This window comes from Propionibacterium sp. oral taxon 192 str. F0372 (assembly GCF_000413315.1).
Lineage (GTDB): Bacteria > Actinomycetota > Actinomycetes > Propionibacteriales > Propionibacteriaceae > Brooklawnia.
Window position 1 is genome coordinate 389,979 of sequence record NZ_KE340297.1, and the last position, 15,751, is coordinate 405,729.

14 protein-coding genes are annotated in these 15,751 nt (G+C 62.4%); 8 read left to right on the forward strand and 6 right to left on the reverse strand.

Translation table 11 applies throughout. From position 1 onward, the window contains the following. The first annotated feature begins 93 nt into the window (after nt 1-93). The 5 genes from asnB (at nt 94) to ilvD (ending at nt 6,887) form a co-directional block, all read left to right on the forward strand. Entirely contained in the window at nt 94-2,004 is a 1,911-nt protein-coding gene (gene asnB, locus HMPREF1531_RS01865) for an asparagine synthase (glutamine-hydrolyzing) (RefSeq protein ID WP_036896972.1), read from the forward strand. A 61-nt stretch (nt 2,005-2,065) separates the two neighbouring features. Beyond that, entirely contained in the window at nt 2,066-2,746 is a 681-nt protein-coding gene (locus HMPREF1531_RS01870) for a hypothetical protein (RefSeq protein ID WP_156860133.1), read from the forward strand. Nucleotides 2,747-2,878: 132 nt separating this feature from the next. Further along, nucleotides 2,879-3,817 (forward strand): ABC transporter ATP-binding protein, encoded by a 939-nt coding sequence (locus HMPREF1531_RS01875; RefSeq protein WP_016668194.1) that lies wholly within the window; start codon nt 2,879-2,881, stop codon nt 3,815-3,817. Further along, on the forward strand, nt 3,814-4,875 hold the full coding sequence (locus tag HMPREF1531_RS01880; protein WP_016668195.1) for an ABC transporter permease: 1,062 nt from the start codon (nt 3,814-3,816) through the stop codon (nt 4,873-4,875). Before HMPREF1531_RS01875 ends, HMPREF1531_RS01880 begins: the two co-directional genes overlap by 4 nt. Before the next feature lie 167 nt (nt 4,876-5,042). Next, nucleotides 5,043-6,887 carry a dihydroxy-acid dehydratase gene (ilvD, locus tag HMPREF1531_RS01885; RefSeq protein WP_016668196.1) on the forward strand — a complete coding sequence of 615 codons (1,845 nt, stop codon included), beginning with the start codon at nt 5,043-5,045 and terminating at the stop codon, nt 6,885-6,887. 176 nt (nt 6,888-7,063) lie between these two features. On the opposite strand, the gene HMPREF1531_RS01890 is transcribed toward ilvD, so the two are convergent. After that, nucleotides 7,064-8,092: a LacI family DNA-binding transcriptional regulator gene (locus tag HMPREF1531_RS01890; RefSeq protein WP_232210209.1), complete on the reverse strand. Its 1,029-nt coding sequence runs from the start codon at nt 8,090-8,092 to the stop codon at nt 7,064-7,066. 129 nt (nt 8,093-8,221) lie between these two features. Between HMPREF1531_RS01890 and HMPREF1531_RS01895 the strand changes: the two genes are divergently transcribed. Continuing rightward, a complete protein-coding gene (locus HMPREF1531_RS01895; protein WP_016668198.1) occupies nt 8,222-9,613 on the forward strand; it encodes a sugar porter family MFS transporter in 1,392 nt (463 codons plus the stop codon). Nucleotides 9,614-9,639: 26 nt separating this feature from the next. Further along, entirely contained in the window at nt 9,640-10,596 is a 957-nt protein-coding gene (locus HMPREF1531_RS01900) for a carbohydrate kinase family protein (protein ID WP_016668199.1), read from the forward strand. Nucleotides 10,597-10,670: 74 nt separating this feature from the next. Here the strand turns inward: HMPREF1531_RS01900 and fbaA are convergent, their stop codons facing one another. The 3 genes from fbaA to HMPREF1531_RS13485 all read right to left on the reverse strand — a co-directional run bounded on the left by fbaA (nt 10,671) and on the right by HMPREF1531_RS13485 (nt 12,642). Further along, nucleotides 10,671-11,693, reverse strand: coding sequence for a class II fructose-bisphosphate aldolase (gene fbaA, locus HMPREF1531_RS01905; RefSeq protein ID WP_016668200.1), 1,023 nt, complete (start codon nt 11,691-11,693; stop codon nt 10,671-10,673). A 210-nt stretch (nt 11,694-11,903) separates the two neighbouring features. Then, on the reverse strand, nt 11,904-12,488 hold the full coding sequence (locus HMPREF1531_RS01910; RefSeq protein ID WP_016668201.1) for a hypothetical protein: 585 nt from the start codon (nt 12,486-12,488) through the stop codon (nt 11,904-11,906). 16 nt (nt 12,489-12,504) lie between these two features. Next, on the reverse strand, nt 12,505-12,642 hold the full coding sequence (locus HMPREF1531_RS13485; protein WP_156860134.1) for a hypothetical protein: 138 nt from the start codon (nt 12,640-12,642) through the stop codon (nt 12,505-12,507). Nucleotides 12,643-12,795: 153 nt separating this feature from the next. Here HMPREF1531_RS13485 and HMPREF1531_RS01915 point away from each other — a divergent pair, with 153 nt between their 5' ends. Beyond that, entirely contained in the window at nt 12,796-13,530 is a 735-nt protein-coding gene (locus HMPREF1531_RS01915; RefSeq protein ID WP_016668203.1) for an HAD family hydrolase, read from the forward strand. Between the two features lie 119 nt (nt 13,531-13,649). Here HMPREF1531_RS01915 and HMPREF1531_RS01920 read toward each other — a convergent pair whose 3' ends face one another. Beyond that, nucleotides 13,650-14,804, reverse strand: coding sequence for a MalY/PatB family protein (locus tag HMPREF1531_RS01920; RefSeq protein ID WP_198010965.1), 1,155 nt, complete (start codon nt 14,802-14,804; stop codon nt 13,650-13,652). 259 nt (nt 14,805-15,063) lie between these two features. Next, on the reverse strand, nt 15,064-15,708 hold the full coding sequence (locus HMPREF1531_RS01925; protein ID WP_016668205.1) for a TrmH family RNA methyltransferase: 645 nt from the start codon (nt 15,706-15,708) through the stop codon (nt 15,064-15,066). Between the last annotated feature and the right edge of the window lie 43 nt (nt 15,709-15,751).

The window sequence follows — 15,751 nt, forward strand, 5'->3', positions numbered from 1 at the left end:
CTCCGGGGTCTGCCCGAATCCGGAGCCCGGGCGCGTCGCCACCGGGCTCGGCTATCCTCAAGGGGTACTTACAGCCTTCGGATCGGTGATTGTGTGTGTGGATTCGCGGCGTTCATCGCCACTGAGAAACTGAGCGACGAGCGCGTCGGGCAGGTGAGCAGCGGCATGGTCTGCCAGCGCCACCGGGGGCCAGACGACACCAGAATCTGGAATGACGACCGGACCTGCTTCGGGTTCAACCGGTTGTCGATCATCGACATTGAGGGCTCTTCCCAGCCGCTGTTCTGGGGCCCCGCCGACCAGCCCGACCGCTATGTCATGGTCTTCAATGGCGAGATCTACAACTACGTTGAGCTGCGTGAACAGTTGATCGCCGAGGGCGCGCAGTTCCACACCTCAGGTGACGGGGAACCGGTCATCGTCGGCTACCACCTGCACGGAGCAGCCTGGGTGGAACAGTTGCGAGGCATGTTCTCCTTCGTCATCTGGGACACGGTAGATAAGGTCGCCTTCGGCGCCCGCGACTGGTTCGGCATTAAGCCGCTCTATGTGGCCACCTTCGACGACGGCATCGGTTTCTCCTCCGAGGCCAAGACCCTGCGCGAGATGACCGGGCCCGGGGTCGTCGACAAGCTAGCCCTCCAGCACTATTTGGTGTTGCAGTACGTGCCGGAACCGGAATCGGCCGATGCAAATCTGCGGCGCATTGAATCAGGCACCAGTTTCGAGGTGCGCGACGGGGCGCTGAGCACCCACCGCTACTTCCACCCCGTCTTCGACGCGGTCCCGGTCTCTGGGGCGCAGGAGACCACCGAGTTGGAGGACCGCATCCTGACCGTGCTTGACGATTCCGTCGCCAAACACATGCGTGCCGACGTGACTGTCGGCTCCTTCCTATCGGGGGGCATCGACTCCACCGCTATCGCCGCTCTGGCCAAGCGCTATAACCCGGATCTGCTCACCTTCACCACCGGTTTCGAGCGTGAGGGCTACTCGGAGGTAGATGTCGCGGCGGAATCCGCTGCAGCCATCGGTGTAGCCCACCACGTGAAGATCGTCTCCCAGGAGGAGTTGTTCGAGACCCTGCCCCTCATCGTGTGGTACCTCGACGATCCAGTCGCCGACCCGGCCCTGGTGCCGCTCTACTTCGTCGCCCGCGAGGCTCGCAAACACGTCAAGGTGGTGCTCTCGGGTGAGGGCGCCGACGAACTGTTCGGCGGCTACAACATCTACCGTGAGCCAATCAGCCTGGCCCCGCTAACTAAGCTGCCCAATCCGCTGCGTCGCGGGTTGGGAGCGATCTCCCGAGTGCTACCGCAGGGGATGCGTGGCAAATCGCTGCTGGAGCGCGGCACCATTGACCTAGAGCAGCGCTACTACGGCAATGCCCGGCATTTCACCGACGCCCAGATCCGTCAGGTGATGCCCGCCGCCGATCCCGCGGTCTCCTTCCGTGACGTCACCGACCCGGTCTACGCGCTGTCCAAGGACTGGGACCCAGTAGCCAGGATGCAGCATATCGACCTGTTCACCTGGTTGCGCGGGGACATCCTGGTCAAGGCCGACCGGGTGACCATGGCGAATTCGCTAGAATTGCGGGTTCCGTTCATGGACAAGGAGGTCTTCGAGGTCGCCCGGCACATTGCCCTGGAGCAGAAGATCACCTCTGACCAGTCGAAAGTCGCGCTGCGCAATGCATTGGCAAAGGTGGTTCCGGCCCATGTGCTGAATCGCCGCAAGCTCGGTTTCCCGGTGCCGGTGCGGGTCTACCTCACCGAGGACTACGGCTACTCATGGGCGGCCGACCTAATCAACCGGACCGATGCCGGGGAGTTCATCGACAAAGCGGCTGCACTGCGGTTGCTCGACGCCCATAAGGCCGGGCAGGGCGACTACTCGCGTCAGATCTGGACCTTACTGGTGTTCATGCTGTGGCACGACATCTTTGTCACCGGACGTATCGCCCCCGAGGTACCGCATCCGCAGTACCCGGTGGAATTGTGAGCCGATTGATTATCCCACCTGATCAGCTCCATGTTGACCCTTTGCGGGTTAGGGTGGCCGGGTGAATGCAGGACGCGCAGTGTTGATGACTGTCGTCCCCACCCTGGTGTTCACCAGCGCCGCGTGTGGGGCCGACAGTACGAGTGCGCCGCTACCCGAGCAGGCGTCGGCGAGTTTTTCAGCGATTGATTCGGCGGCACCCTCCTCTGCCGCCCCCGCTGTCTCGGTGACCGAAGCCAGTCAGCTGGAGGTGAGCCGCACCACCCAAGGGGCGAACGCTACGATCTTCGGTTTCTCCGGGGTCGGGGTCACCCTGCCCGTAACGACGACCAACACCACCCCACAACAACGATCCGGCGGCTGGATGGTACGATTCACACCTTCTGACAAGGATGAATGGTTCGTGGATGCCACATGGTTCGGCCCCGGTCTGCCCGGGAACGCGTCCTCCATGGAGGAGATGGGTGCCAGGGCCAGGCAGCGCATCGGCAACGACTTTTCTAGTCGCAGCATCCCGGTACCAGGCGCCAAGCAGGCCGCGGAGTGGCGGTGGAGCGACCCGAAGGGGGACCCGGAACTGCTCGACGGCGAGCCCACCTCTACTCTGACAGTCGCGGCCCTGGGCAGCTCTGGCTACTACTACGAGCTGACCTTCACCGCCGTCACATCCGACCCGGATGCGATCGCTGAGGCCGAGAAGGCAGCTGACACCATCTTTGTCGAAACCAGTTACCCACGCTGACCAGGCATCGACCTCACGCAAGATCGTGTTCACCGGGCCGGACGTGCACGTACCTGGCTGCCGGACGAAGTCAGGGAAAACACCTGCCGTAGTTCGGCACCCACTTTCTCGATAGGTACCTACGGTTATTCCATGAGCATCGAGATCAACGACGTCTTCCGGAGCTTCGGGCACGTCCTCGCCGTGGCGGGCATGTCGGCAACGGTCCCAGCCGGTACGGTCACCGGTCTGGTGGGCCCCAACGGTGCCGGGAAGTCGACCCTGCTTCTCATGCTTGCTGGGTTGTTGTGCCCGGATTCCGGGGAGATCCGCATCGCCGATCTCGATCCGGTCGCCCAGCCCAGGGAGGTGCACCGCACGGTCGGGTGGATGCCGGATGCCTTCGGCACCTGGGATTCACTGACCTGTTTGGAGATTCTGGAGACCTTCGCTGATGCCCAGGGCCTGGACCGGGCAGCGGGACGCCGACGGTGCAATGAGATGCTCTCCACCGTTCACCTCTCGGAGATGACCCATGCTCCTGCCCGGGTGCTGTCCCGCGGCCAGAAGCAACGGCTGGGCCTGGCACGGGCGCTGCTGCACCAGCCGAAGGTGCTTCTTCTCGACGAGCCCGCCGCGGGAATGGATCCGCGTTCCCGCGCCGATCTGCGGGTACTGCTGAAGGATCTCGCCTCCGAAGGAGTAACCATCCTGATATCGAGCCATATCCTGTCCGAACTCGAGCAGATGATCGACGGCGCGGTGTTCATGGCCCACGGCAAGGCAGTCCACCCACCAGAGGTGCCGGTGAACAGCGGTGATGGTCCGGTCTCCAGACTCACCGGCCACGTGCAACGCCAGTGGTCGATGCGCGCCCTCGACCCGGTGGCCCTCGCAACCTGGGCCACCGACCCACAAATCGGTGGACAGCCCGCCCAAGACGGCACCGTCGTGCTGCGTGCCGACGACGACACCCAGGCCGCATCCCTGTTGCGCGGCGCCATCGAAGCTGGCGTGGAGGTGGTGTCTTTCACCCCTGCGATGGGCTTGTTGGAGGAGACCTATCTAATGATGGAGGTGGAACGACGATGAACTGGCGAGCGGTCCGCACCGTGACGGTGCTCGAACTGCGGCAGCGCGTGCGATCGACGCGATGGAAGGTCATGCTGGGGATCTGGGCAGTTGTCTTGTTCCTGCTGTGCGCCGGAATACAGGGCCTGGCCACCCTCGGCAACATCGACCCCACCGAATCCGCGCCCCTGCTGTATGAACTGACCCTCTGCTTCGTTCTGGGGATTGGCCTGGTCATCGCGCCGACACTGTCGGCCACCTCAATCAACAGCGACCGGGCGGACGCCACCTTGGCATTGCTGCAGGCAACAACCTTGCGAGCCAGCGAGATCGTTTTCGGAAAATTCGTGGCGTCCTGGACCGCAGCACTCGCCTTCCTCACCATCGCCTTGCCCTTCCTAGCCTTTTTCACCGCTGCCGGGCAGATGAGCGCGGCGACGCTGCTTCTGCACATGCTCGTCATGGTCGCTACCTTGGGGGCGGTATGCGCTGTCGGGCTGGGTTTCTCTGCTGCCACGGCCCGCCCCGCGGCCTCCACGGTGCTCACCTATCTGGTGGTCACGACGCTGGTTGTCGGAACGCCGCTGATGACCGCACTCGCGACCTTGGTCGCCAAGGGTAAGCAGACAATTGTCAGATACGAGATTGACTACGACAATTCCACCGAACATCACAAGGTGTGCAAGCAAGAGCCGGAAATTTATACCTACGATGTGGTCCATGGTGACCGGATCTGGTGGATCGTCGCTGCCAACCCGTTCGTGATGCTCGGTGACATTTCATTGCGCACCACTGTAGACTCCGACTCCTCCACCGGCCCAGCGCTGCTGGACATCATCGGGGGAGGCATCAACGGCATGCGTGATCCTGTTCCTTCACGGGTCGAGTACTCCTGCATGACGTATACCGAAGAACATTACGAGGACACGCGTTCCAGAGGTACTTTGCACCACCACAACGCCTTCTGGCCGTTCAGTCTGGCCTTCATCTGCCTCGGCGGAGCAGGCTGCCTGGTGCTGGCCAGCCGATGTCTGCGTACCCCCGCTCGTACTTTGGCCAAAGGCACCAGGGTGGCCTGATCCGTCGATGCCGCGCTATTCGAACGCCTCAATGCGGTCAAGGTTGGGATGACCGGACCGCAGGGGTAGCAGGTTCACCGGCCCGTCACCAATGTCCACCCCGCAACACGATTCCGGTCTGGGAAAAACACCCAACTACTGTGTACCAGGACTCGGAAGGACCTCACATGCCAACACTGCGTTCCCGCACCACCACCGACGGTCGCAACATGGCCGGAGCCCGCGCTCTGTGGCTCGCCACTGGTTTACAGGCCTCGGATTTCGGGAAGCCGATCATTGCCATCGCAAACTCCTTCTCCGAATTCGTACCCGGTCATGTCGGCCTGCGCGATGTCGGGCGGATCGTCGCCGATGCGGTGCGTGAGGCAGGTGGGGTCGCCCGGGAATTCAACGCCATCGCCATCGACGACGGCATCGCCATGGGCCATGACGGGATGCTTTACTCCCTGCCCTCCCGGGAGATCATCGCCGATTCGGTGGAATACGTTGTCAACGGCCACAAGGCGGATGCATTGGTGTGCATCTCCAATTGCGACAAGATCACCCCGGGAATGTTGCTGGCCGCACTGCGCCTCAACATCCCGACGGTCTTCGTCTCCGGCGGCCCGATGGAATCTGGTCGCCCAATCCAGATGGATGACGGCAGCGAATCCAAGCGCCTTGATCTGATCGATCCGATGACCCTGGCGGTTGATGACTCAATCTCTGACGCCGAATTGGAGCGGGTGACGGCTAATGCCTGTCCCACCTGTGGCTCCTGCTCGGGAATGTTCACCGCCAATTCGATGAACTGCCTCACCGAGGCCCTGGGGCTGTCGCTGCCGGGCAACGGCACCACCTTGGCCACCCATGCCTTCCGCAAAGAGCTGTTCATCGAGGCCGGACACCGAATCGTCGAACTATGTCATCGCTGGTACGACGCCGATGACAGCTCCGTGTTGCCACTGGAGATCGCCACCAAGGCGGCCTTCACCAATGCGATGACCATGGACGTGGCGATGGGTGGGTCAACGAACACGATCCTGCACCTGCTTGCTGCAGCCCAGGAGGCTCGGGTGGATTTCACCCAAGACGACATCGACGAGATCTCCCGCCGGGTTCCGTGCATCTGCAAAGTGGCCCCGAACTCCAAAGATTATTTCATCGAGAACGTGCACCGCGCCGGTGGCATCCCTGCGATCATGGGCGAGCTCAACCGCGCCGGACTGCTGACCAACAATGTTCACTCGATCCACCACGACGATCTGCAATCCTTCCTCGACGACTGGGATGTACGCGGCGGCAAAGCGATTGACCAGGCTAAACGGCTCTTCCTGGCCGCTCCGGGCGGGGTGCGCACCACTGAGATGTTCTCCACCACCAATCGGTGGCCCTGTTTGGATCTCGACGAGGCCGCCGGATGCATCCGCAGCGTGTCGAATGCCTACACCGCTGACGGTGGCCTGGCCATCCTCAAGGGAAACATCGCCGTTGACGGCTGTGTGGTGAAATCCGCCGGGGTTCCCGAGGAGCAATGGGTCTTCTCCGGCCCGGCCGTGGTGACCGAATCCCAGGAGGAGGCCGTCGATGCGATCCTCAGCGGCCGTATCAAGGCGGGCGACGTGGTGGTAGTCCGCTATGAGGGCCCCAGGGGCGGACCAGGAATGCAGGAAATGCTCTATCCGACCTCCTATCTCAAGGGCGTGGGTCTTGGCCCCACATGCGCGCTGATCACCGACGGCCGGTTCTCCGGCGGCTCATCAGGGTTATCGCTGGGCCATATCTCCCCCGAGGCGGCTTCAGGTGGGGCTATCGGTCTGGTCAACGACGGAGACATCATCTCGATCAACATCCCGGAACGCTCGATCAATGCCGAGGTTTCCGACGAGGAACTGGAACGCCGACGTATCGAACGCGACGCCGCGGGCTGGAAACCCGCGAATCGTGAGCGACCGGTGTCCAACGCCCTGAAGGTCTTCGGGCTCTTGGCCCAGAGCGCCGACAAGGGAGCTGCCCGGCGTCAACTCGACTGACCCGGGCCGGTCCCCGGCGCAACAAACGGCGGTAGCGCATGCGACAAAACCGCTTCCCTACCGGCTGGCCAATCGCAGGGCAACAATGGGATCGGCAATGCCGTCAGACAATATCCTCCACGATCAACCAAAGACACCGAGCAGGAATCACCCGGTCATCCCACTGATTCTCTGGGTCATTCGCCGTTCGGCGGCGGGATCTCCCCCGATCCACGCACCACGAAACCGGTGGGCACCACGATGCGCTCGGGTGGGGTGGTGATGGAACCATCAATTCGTCCCAGGAGGCGTTCGATGGCGACCTGCCCGATACGCGTCGGATCTTGGGTGATGGCGGTCAGCCCGACCGGGAACATGTCACCGTGCGGGATGTCGTCGAAGGAGACCAGTCCGACGCGGCCCTCCAGCCCCAGCTGGTGGATGGCACGCAGTGCCCCGATGGTCAGTGCATTCTGGGCCGCGAAGATGGCGGTCGGCGGGTTCGGGGAACTGAGTAGTTCATGGGTGGCGGCATGGGCCATCTCCTCGTTAAGAAGATCACACCTGATCAACTCCGCATCGGGACCTATCCCGAATTCGTCCATGGCAGCCAGGAAGCCTTCACAGCGAAGCCTGGCGGTCTGGATGCGCTGGTCGTCGGCCAGCAGGGCGATTCGCCGGTGCCCGGCCGTCACCAGGTGCCTGGTCGCCCGTACCGCTCCCATCTGGTTGTCGGTGACCACCGCATCACCCAGCGGGACAGAGGGTTCCCGGTCAATGAAGACCACGGGGCGTTTCTCGGCCAGATCAATCAGCGGTTGTTGGTCCGGCCCGGCACAGGAGATGATGAGACCGTCGATCTGCCGTTCGAAAAGGCTCGTCGCGCGGCGTAGTTCAATGTCGGGATCCCCGCCAGAGCTCAGTCCGAGGACAACGATGTCGCGTTCTCCCGCGAAGGCCTCGACAGCCCCGTGAATCTCTGCGTCGAAGGGATTGGCGATGGCACTCACGATGAGCCCGACAGACTGCGACCGACGATCCCCGCGCCTCAGCCCGCGCGCCTGGAGATCTGCCCGATAACCGAGCTCAGCAACGGCCTTCTCCACAGTCTCGATGGTCGCGGCAGCCACTCCGGGCTCGCCGTTGACGACCCTGGAGACCGTCTTGAGGCTCACCTTGGCACGGGCTGCCACGTCGGTCATGGTGGGTCTGTCCGAGATGCTCATAGCAACAAGCATGCCCGATAGAAAAGATTCACGGAAACCTATTGCATCCGTGACATGTCCGATTTACAGTCATCTCATAGACAACGTTGTCAAAGATTTTGGCAACTGCTTCGCTCCTTGGAGGACTTGGTGTCCAGTTACGCTCCAGCAATCCCCCAGTCCCGAGCCAATGGACTGGTCATCCGCTCCGCCGTCGTCGCATCGATCGGCGGCCTCATCTTCGGCTTCGACACGGCTGTCATCTCGGGAACCACCAGTTCCCTGCAAGAAGTCTTCAGCCTGGACGATTCCGGGCTCGGCTTCATCGTCGCCATCGCCACCGTCGGTACCATCGCCGGAGCCTTGTTCTCCGGCCAACTGGCCGACCGCTACGGTCGTAAGAGACTGCTCTATATCATCGGTGTGCTCTACATCCTGGGCGCGCTGGGCACTGGCCTGGCCGCATCCCACACAATGTTCATTATCTTCCGCTTCCTGGGCGGTATCGGCGTCGGCATGTCATCGGTCGTCGCGCCGATCTACACCGCCGAGATCGCTCCCCCGGCGCAACGTGGCCGACTAGTCGGGTTGGTGCAGTTCAACATCGTGTTGGGCATCCTCGTCGCCTACCTCAGCAACTACATCATCCGGCTGATTGCCCCCGAGGACGTCGCCTGGCGGTGGATGCTGGGGGTGATGGCGGTGCCTGCCGTCATCTTCCTGCTCATGCTGATGACCACTCCGGAGACCCCGCGCTGGCTGTTGGCCAACGGCAAGGTGGACCTCGCCACGTCGATCTCCCGCCGCCTGTGCAACACCGAAGAGGAATCGATGGCCCAGCTCGACGAAATCCGGGCACAGATCGCCGAAGCCCAGGCCATCAGCGCAGCACGCACTCCTTTCTTCACCCGGCGCTACCTGAAGGTCATCTTGATGGCCATCGCCATCGCAGCTTTCAATCAGCTTTCGGGGGTCAACGCGATCCTCTACTACGCACCGAAGGTCATGCAGGACGCCGGTGCGGCCGCGAACACCTCCTACCTGATGAGTGTCGGGGTTGGTCTGATGAACCTCATCGCCACCATGGCGGCGCTGACCGTCATCGACCGCTTCGGACGTCGCCGCCTGATGATCGTCGGTTCGATCGGCTACCTGTTGTCACTGGGATTCATCACCGTTGTGATGTTCTCTTTCGAGGGTCATTTCAGCTCCACCTCCTCGGTGCTTGTGCTCATCGGTCTGATGGCTTTCATCGCATCGCATGCCTTCGGCCAGGGTTCGGTCATCTGGGTGTTCATCTCGGAGATCTTCCCGAACCAAGTGCGCGGGCGTGGTCAGTCGCTGGGTTCGCTGACCCACTGGGTCTTCGCCGCAATCACCACCTACGCCTTCCCGCCGGTGATCGGTGCACTGGGTGGTGGTTTCGCCTTCACGATCTTCTTGGTGTGCATGGTGGGCCAGCTGGTCTGGGTGCTCAAGGTGATGCCCGAGACCAAAGGTGTGCCGCTTGAGGAGATGTCCGTCAAACTGGGTCTTGAGTGACCCCGTCCCTGCTCTAGGAGTATGAGATGCAGAACTACTCTCCCGTGTTGTGCCTCGGCGAGGCATTGATCGACATCATCCACCGCGACGGCCAGGTCTCCGAACACGTCGGCGGGTCACCGCTCAACGTAGCGGCCGGGATGGCGGCCCTGGGCCACCAAGTGCAACTGGCTTCGTGGTGGGGCAAGGACCAACGTGGTCAAGCCATCGAGCAGTTTGCCCAAGCCGCCGATGTTAAGCTCGTTACCGGCAGCGATGGCGCCCCGCACACCGCGACTGCCGACGCGACCATCGACGAGCAGGGCCGGGCCAGCTACGAGTTCAACTTGGAGTGGAAGGTTCCGCCGCTTCCGGAACCAACCTCTCTATCCCATCTGCACACCGGGTCCTTCGCCGCCACCTTGGCCCCCGGGGCAGAAGGGGTGCTCGCGGCGGTCAAGAAGATGGCCATTACCGGGACGGTCTCCTATGACCCGAATGTGCGCCCGGCGCTGATGGGCTCCCCCGATGCGGTGCTCGCACGAATCGAGGAGATCGTTGCCCTGTCCGATGTCGTCAAGGCCTCCGATGAGGACATCGCGTGGCTGTACGGGGAACAGACCCCGGTGGAAGACGTGGTCCGGCGCTGGCTGGCCCTGGGCCCCGGGTTAGTAATCGCGACCCGCGGACCGTGGGGCGCTTACGCCAAGCTGGCCGGTGACCGCGACGCTCTGGTGATTGACCCGCTCAATGTCGAGGTGGGCGACACCGTGGGTGCCGGTGACTCCTTCATGGCCGGGTTGTTGTCGGGCCTGCTCGACGCCGGGCTGGTGGGTTCTCCCCAGGCCAAGCAGAATCTGCGCCGAGCCCACTGGGAGAATGTACGCACAGCCCTGCACCGCGCCGTGGTCACCTCGGGGCTCACCGTGAGCCGCATCGGAGCCTATGCCCCGAACCAGGAGGAGGTCACCCGGGTCATCACCGCCAACCCGACCCTGGCCTGAGGCCGCCTCAAGCCCAACAGTTAAGCGCACCGGGTGCCATCAGCAGGCACCCGGTGCGCGCTTTTTCAAAGAAATCAGTTGGAATGAGTTCCGGCCGAGCCCAGCTGCTGGCATGCCTCGACAACACGAGCAGCCATGCCGGCTTCTGCCGACTTGCCCCACGAACGTGGGTCATAGAGCTTCTTGTTGCCGACCTCGCCGTCGATTTTCAGCACTCCGTCATAGTTGCGGAGCATGTGGTCCACGACGGGACGGGTGAAGGCGTACTGGGTGTCGGTGTCGACATTCATCTTGATCACACCGAAGCTCACCGCATCGGCAATTTCCTGGGCAGTCGAACCTGAACCACCGTGGAATACGAGATCGAAGGGCGATTCGACACCAAATTTCTTGCCACACTGCTCCTGGATATCGCGCAGGATCTCCGGGCGCAGCTTCACATTGCCCGGCTTGTAGACCCCATGGACATTGCCGAAGGTGAGGGCGGTGATGTACTTTCCTTTCTCGCCCAGGCCCAGCACCTCAAGGGTGCGGATGCCGTCGGCGACGGTGGAATACAGCTTTTCATTGATCTCCCCGACGACGCCGTCCTCCTCGCCGCCGACCGCACCTACCTCGATCTCGAGGATCTGCTTGGCCTTCGAGGTGCGCGACAGCAGTTCTTCGGCGATCTGCAGGTTCTCCTCCACCGCAACGGCCGAACCATCCCACATGTGTGAGTTGAACAGCGGATCCTCACCCCGGTCGACACGCTCCTGGGAGAGGGCGATCAGCGGGTTGACATAGGTGTCCAGTTTCTCCTTCTGGCAGTGATCGGTGTGCAGGCCGATGTTAATCGGGTAGTTCTTCGCGACGACGCGGGCGAACTCGGCCAAGGCGACGGCACCGGCGACCATGTCCTTCACGGTTGAGCCGGAAGCATATTCGGCGCCACCGGTGGACACTTGGATGATGCCGTCGGAGCCTGCCTCAGCAAACCCCCGGATAGCGGCGATCACGGTCTGCGACGAGGTGACATTGATGGCCGGGTAGGCGAATTTGTTCGCCTTGGCCTTGGCGAACATCTCCTGGTAGACCTCGGGACTTGCGATGGGCATGTGCACTTCCTTCGTTTTCGGTGTGCGGCGTACCGCCACGGCACGGCCACCAGTTGGTGACCATCACCATCATTGTGTCAAACCTTGGCCCACAATGGCAGGGGTGGGGCGAACCGACTGCGCAAGATGACGGCATCCATACGAAACCCGCGGCTTTCGCTACGGGCAACCGCTTCCCAGAACCCGGGCGTCACCACGGGCCGGAGACACTCACCACAAACCGGCAACCTTCGACAGATCGAAGCTGAACCTGCCACGCGAGTAGGCACGAATGGCCGAATCCACGGTCGAGGGGGCAGCGTCGAGTTCGATGACCGGAACTGACCATTTACCCTGGTCCCAGCGAAACTCGATACGCGGGCCAGGGCTGAAGAATTTGTCCACCCCGGCTATTGAGGTGATTCGTTCCCAAGCGATGCGCTCAGGGGCGGGAGCCATCCCGAGTACGACGGCGTCAGGTTCGATCTTGAATGCGGGACCCAGCATGATGCGGCTGGTGGCAATCCGGGCCCGGCGCAGCATGACGATATTCGTCACCACGCGCGCCACCGACGCCAGGATCGAGATGACCAACAACCAGAACAGGACATCCTTCGGGGTGGGGCGCTGCCACAGATACCATCCCGTCGAGATGATCACCGACGCAGCAACCCGCAACCAATTGGGCAACAGCTTGGCACGCAGCCTGCCCGCACGTTTGGCCGTAGCCACCGGGGAGTAGGAGACGAGCATTCCCGTCGGGGCCGGTGGTACCGGGAGCTCCTCGGCGGGGACTGTGGCCATGGGCTGGGGCATCTCGTCGAGATCCTGTTCAGTAGAAGAGTTCGATATTGACGGCATCGTTCGGCTGCTCACCACCCAGGAATTTCTTGAGGGAAACGATGAACAGTTCCATGATCCCACCGTCTTGGGTACCGGTACTGGCCGGGCGGTGTGGCGAGATCAGCACGTTGGGCAGTTACCACATCTGGACCTCCTGGTTTTACCTGCCACCAATTGTCGCAGGTTCCGCCAATGGTGCGCTCGGCCACCAGCCCGGGAAGCATAACCGGCCAGCCGCACCGACCGCTCACTGGCAGACCGGTTCCCTCCGGTTCCACCCGTGAGTAAGGCCAGCCCCTTCCTGCTCTTCCGTGACAACGGGCACCCACCAACCGTGATAATCAGCGACAATGGCGCTATGACCCTGCGTGCTGTGATCTTCGACATGGACGGTACTCTCACCGATTCCGAGGAGTGGTGGGATGAACTGCGTCGCGGGCTGGCCGCAGAGGAGGGCATCGCTTGGCCAATCGGCGCCACCGACGCGATGATGGGTATGTCCACCCGGGAATGGTCGGCCTATATGACCACCGTCGTCGGGGTGAGCGGCACCCCCGAGCAGGTCGCCGAGCACACCATCGCCGGGATGCTAGCCAAATATCGTGCCGGGGTTCCCCTACTGCCGGGAGCCGACGCTGCGGTCCGGATGGCCGCCGGACGGTGGAAGACCGGGATTTGTTCCTCCTCACCGCAGGCCCTCATTGAATCGGTGGCTTCGGAGACGGGCTGGATCGAGTTGCTGGGCGCGATCGTATCCACCGAGCTGGTAGCCGCTGGCAAGCCCGCGCCCGATGGCTACCTGCGCGTCGCCGAGTTATTGGAGGTTGATCCTGCCGGATGCGTGGTTATCGAGGATTCCGCAAACGGCGTAACATCGGCCCTTGCCGCAGGAATGAAAGTCGTTGAGGTACTCCCGCGTTTCAATCCTCCCTCCGGCGAACTCCTGGCCCGCTGCGATCTGGTGGTTGATTCACTAGAGATGATCACCCCAAAGATGCTGGCCCTTTTGCATTGAGGGGATTCCGGAGCAGTGCGGCCTCACCGATCATTCAGGAAAACGTTCGCCAGACGGCATTCATGATCGCCTCGCCCGCTCCAGCACCCGAACGCAGTATTCCTCGCGACCACTCACGCTCAGCGCAGCGAATTCTCCATTCGGTCCAGCGCCTCCGCCAGTACCGGACGAGGCATCGCGAAATTCAACCGAACAAAGCCGCGGGCTGCGTCACCGCATTCGATGCCGTCAGTGAGGGCCACCCCGTGGTCCAGGAAGTGAGCACGCGGATCCTCCAGCCCCAGCCCCCGGCAGTCGATGAGGGCCAAATAGGTTGCGTCGGGGACGATCATGTGCATCCCCCCGATTGCCGCGATCCGCTCGGCCACTAGCTGTCGATTGGCAAAAAGGTAGTCGATCACCTCATCGAGCCAGGGTTGACCACTGCGCCAGGCCGCGATGGTGGCAGCCATCCCGACCGGGGTGGATTCAAAGGGGATCCCGTGCCCCTGAGAGCTATAAAAGGCGTTGTGTCCGGGGTTTGTCAGCACCAATTGGGCGCATTTCAGGCCAGCAAGGTTGTAGGCTTTCGACGCCGCCAAGGCGGTGACGGTGTGATGGGCAGTCACGTCGTTGAGAGATGCGTAGGAGATGTGTTGTGCGCCCGGGAAGACCAGCGGTGCGTGGATCTCGTCGGAAAAGACCAGCCCGTCATGCCGGTCGACGATCTCGCAGATCCGCTCCAGCTCCTCGCGGGTGTATACTTTGCCGATCGGGTTGTGCGGATTACACAGCACCAGCAACCGCGCACCGGCAGCGAACACCCGGTCGAGTCCGTCGAAGTCGAACTCCCAGGAATCCTGCCCACCCAGCATCGGGAGTTGCACCAACTCGTGGCCAAAGGTGCGTGGCATATCCATGAAAGGCATGTAGCAGGGGGTGGGCACAATGATTTTGGAGCCAGGTTCGCTCCAGAAGGTCATGGTAACGACCAATCCGGTGAGAACATCCGGCAACCAGTGAATGTTGTCCCGGTCCACCTGCCAATCCTGCCGGGCAAGCAGGTGCTCCGCGGTGGCTGCCCTGAGTTCTGCGCGACGGTCCATCGGTGCGTATCCGGTACGCAGCGCCCCAACTTCGGCGTTGATCGCATCAAAGATCGGTTCGGCCATTCCGAAATCCATCTCCGCAACCCACGCGCCGATGGCACCGGGATAGGCGGTCCACTTGAGTGATCCTGCGGCTCGGAGATCGTCGATGGTTAGCGCGTCGATGCGGCCTGCGAAATCAGTCACCCCACGAGTGTAGTCACCTCGAAGCGGGGGGAGTCGTTTCCTATCCATATCACCGAGGGTGAGCCGCTCGAGCTCTGCGCTGGCGACCCACCTCCCGGCCAGGCCCCGCAGCCAACCATTCGCAGACCCCGGGCACCCATTTCACTGGGGGCGGCATGTCGTTCCCGACAGGGTCATTCTCACATGCATAGGGGTCATCCCCGATTGACAGATCGGATGAACCTTTCGGTAAATCGAGTCACAGAGGTATTTGTGCTGGTCAACGTCCACCCAGATGAGTGAGACCCCACTGATAGAAAGCGATCGCAGCGGCCGCCCCTGCATTGATCGAGCGGGTCGATCCGTACTGGGTGATCCCCACCAGCAGCGCGCAGGCGTCAACCATCTCCTCGGTGAGTCCGGGACCTTCCGAGCCAAAAACCAGACAGCATTTGGCAGGCAGGGCGGTGGTTTCTAAGGGCACCGATCCGGGCAAGTTGTCCACCCCGACCAGCGTCAACTGTTCTCGGCGGCAGTATTCGGCAAGTTCGGCAACGGTCGGCCGGTGCTCAACGTGCAGATAGCGGTCAGTGACCATCGCCCCACGCCGGTTCCATCGCCGGTTGCCGACGATGTGCACCATCTCCACATTGAAGGCATTGGCGGTACGCACCATGGAGCCGATATTGAAGTCGTGCTGCCAGTTCTGGATGGCCACCTGCAGCCGGGCCGGGCGCCACCGCTCTCGTCGCGCATCGAGATCGGCGATGATCTCGCTCATCCGCCAGTACCGGTAGCGGTCGACGACATTGCGACGGTCTCCTACCGCAAGCAACTCCGGGTCGAGGCGCGGGTCGTCGGGCCAAGGCAGCGAGTGCGGGCCAACTCCGACATCGGTATTCGTGGGATCTGTGTCGTCCGACATCACGGCACCACCCCGGTTAACAGCACGACGAAGAAAATCATCG

Bases quoted from the DNA above. Each gene is read 5' to 3' on its own strand.
- ilvD (WP_016668196.1), top strand. From the start codon at position 5,043: ATGCCAACACTGCGTTCCCGCACCACCACCGACGGTCGCAACATGGCC.
- HMPREF1531_RS01910 (WP_016668201.1), bottom strand. From the start codon at position 12,488: ATGCCCCAGCCCATGGCCACAGTCCCCGCCGAGGAGCTCCCGGTACCA.
- HMPREF1531_RS01900 (WP_016668199.1), top strand. From the start codon at position 9,640: ATGCAGAACTACTCTCCCGTGTTGTGCCTCGGCGAGGCATTGATCGAC.
- HMPREF1531_RS01925 (WP_016668205.1), bottom strand. From the start codon at position 15,708: ATGTCGGACGACACAGATCCCACGAATACCGATGTCGGAGTTGGCCCG.
- HMPREF1531_RS01875 (WP_016668194.1), top strand. From the start codon at position 2,879: ATGAGCATCGAGATCAACGACGTCTTCCGGAGCTTCGGGCACGTCCTC.
- fbaA (WP_016668200.1), bottom strand. From the start codon at position 11,693: ATGCCCATCGCAAGTCCCGAGGTCTACCAGGAGATGTTCGCCAAGGCC.
- HMPREF1531_RS01890 (WP_232210209.1), bottom strand. From the start codon at position 8,092: ATGAGCATCTCGGACAGACCCACCATGACCGACGTGGCAGCCCGTGCC.
- HMPREF1531_RS01880 (WP_016668195.1), top strand. From the start codon at position 3,814: ATGAACTGGCGAGCGGTCCGCACCGTGACGGTGCTCGAACTGCGGCAG.